Source organism: Nocardia pseudovaccinii NBRC 100343 (assembly GCF_001613225.1).
GTDB lineage: Bacteria > Actinomycetota > Actinomycetes > Mycobacteriales > Mycobacteriaceae > Nocardia > Nocardia pseudovaccinii.
This window is the reverse complement of sequence record NZ_BDBY01000257.1, coordinates 1-2,516: the sequence shown is the minus strand read 5'-3', so window position 1 is coordinate 2,516 and position 2,516 is coordinate 1. Positions and strand designations below refer to the sequence as shown.

Below are 2,516 nucleotides of genomic sequence, written 5' to 3'. Positions count from 1 at the left end.
GCGTCGCCTTGCCGTTGTCGTCGACCATGCGCTCACCGTCGCGGTTCGGCAGGGTCGAGGCGAGCAGACCGGTCAGCTCCTCTTCACGAGCGCCGTCGAACACCGGGGTGGCGATGTTGGACTCGGCCGGGGCCGCCAGCATCTCCTCCGGCAGTGCCCTGGCCCAGTCCGGACGGGAATTACCGTCCGCACCGGCGCCGACATCCCAGCCCGCCTTGCCGATCCACCCGAGGTGGGTCTCCAAGATCTGGCCGATGTTCATACGACGCGGCACACCGTGGGTGTTCAGGATGATGTCCACCGGGGTGCCATCGGGCATGAACGGCATGTCCTCGGTGGGGAGGATCTTGCCGATGACACCCTTGTTGCCGTGGCGTCCGGCCAGCTTGTCGCCGTCCTGGATCTTGCGCTTCTGCGCGACGTACACCCGGACCAGCTCGTTGACGCCCGGAGGCAGATCGTCGTCGTCCTCGCGCGAGAACACGCGGATGCCGATGACCTTGCCGGACTCACCGTGCGGCACCTTCAGCGAGGTGTCGCGCACTTCGCGCGCCTTCTCACCGAAGATCGCGCGCAGCAGCCGCTCCTCCGGGGTCAGCTCGGTCTCACCCTTCGGGGTGACCTTGCCGACCAGGATGTCGCCGTCACGAACCTCGGCGCCGATGCGCACGATGCCGCGCTCGTCCAGGTCCGCGAGGACCTCGTCGGAGACGTTCGGGATATCCCGGGTGATCTCCTCGGCACCGAGCTTGGTGTCGCGGGCGTCGATTTCGTGCTCTTCGATGTGGATCGAGGTGAGCACGTCCTCTTCGACGAGGCGCTGCGACAGGATGATCGCGTCCTCGTAGTTGTGGCCCTCCCACGGCATGATCGCCACGAGCAGGTTCTTGCCGAGCGCCATCTCACCGTTCTCGGTGCAGGGACCATCGGCGAGCACCTGACCGGACTCGACGCGCTGACCCTCGTCCACGATCGGCCGCTGGTTCGCGCAGGTGCCCTGGTTCGAGCGGGCGAACTTGCGCATCCGGTAGCTCTTGCGGGTGCCGTCATCGGCCATCACAGTGACGTAATCGGCCGAAACCTCTTCCACCACACCGGACTTCTCGTTCACCACGACGTCACCGGCGTCGACCGCGGCGCGCAGCTCCATACCGGTTCCCACGATCGGGGATTCGGAACGGATCAGCGGCACGGCCTGGCGCTGCATGTTCGCACCCATGAGGGCACGGTTGGCGTCGTCGTGCTCGAGGAACGGAATCATCGCGGTCGCGACCGAAACCATCTGGCGCGGCGAAACATCCATGTAGTCGACCTCGGAAGCGGGGACGAGTTCGTTCTCGTCGTTGCCCCGGCGGCAGAGCACCCGCTCCTCGAGGAAGCGGCCGTCGGCGTCGACCGGCGAGTTGGCCTGCGCACGGACGTGGCGGTCCTCTTCGTCGGCGGTGAGGTACTTGACCTCATCGGTGACCTTGCCGTCGACCACCTTGCGGTACGGCGTCTCGATGAAGCCGAACGGGTTGACCCGCGCGTACACCGACAGCGAACCGATCAGGCCGATGTTCGGGCCTTCCGGGGTCTCGATCGGGCACATGCGGCCGTAATGCGAGGTGTGCACGTCGCGGACTTCCAGACCGGCGCGCTCACGGGACAGACCACCCGGACCGAGCGCCGAAAGGCGACGCTTGTGGGTCAGACCCGACAGCGGGTTGTTCTGGTCCATGAACTGCGACAGCTGCGAAGTTCCGAAGAACTCCTTGATCGCGGCAACGACGGGACGGATGTTGATCAGGGTCTGCGGCGTGATGGCCTCGACGTCCTGGGTGGTCATCCGCTCGCGGACCACGCGCTCCATGCGGGACAGGCCCACCCGGATCTGGTTCTGGATCAGCTCGCCGACGGTGCGCAGGCGACGGTTGCCGAAGTGGTCGATGTCGTCGACCTCGACCGGCACCTCTTCGCCGCCCGGCGCGGTCATCGCCCGATCACCGGCGTGCAGACGCACCAGGTACTCGATCGTGCTGACGATGTCTTCCTTGGTGAGCACCGATGCGGTGATCGGCTCGCCGAGGTGGATGCCGAGCTTCTTGTTGATCTTGTAGCGACCGACGCGCGCCAGGTCGTAGCGCTTCTCTTTGAAGAACAGGTTCTCCAGCAGGGTCTGCGCGGACTCCTTGGTCGGCGGCTCGCCCGGACGCAGCTTGCGGTAGATGTCCAGCAGCGCCTCGTCCTGACCGGCGGTGTTGTCCTTCTCCAGGGTCGACATCATGATCTCGGAGAAGCCGAAGCGCTCGACGATCTCCTCGGTGGTCCAACCCAGTGCCTTCAGCAGCACGGTGACCGGCTGACGACGCTTGCGGTCGATGCGCACACCGACGGTGTCGCGCTTGTCGACATCGAACTCCAGCCAAGCGCCACGCGACGGAATGACCCGCACGCTGTGCAGATCCTTCTCGGTGCCCTTGTCGACGCTGTGATCGAAGTACACACCCGGCGAACGCACCAGCTGCGAGACGACG

Annotated in this window: 1 protein-coding gene; it reads right to left on the bottom strand. The window is 65.8% G+C overall.

Going from position 1 to position 2,516, the window contains the following annotated elements; genetic code table 11:
* The coding region (rpoB, locus tag NP3_RS32065; RefSeq protein ID WP_063045480.1) for a DNA-directed RNA polymerase subunit beta at positions 1-2,516 on the bottom strand (2,516 nt) is incomplete at both ends.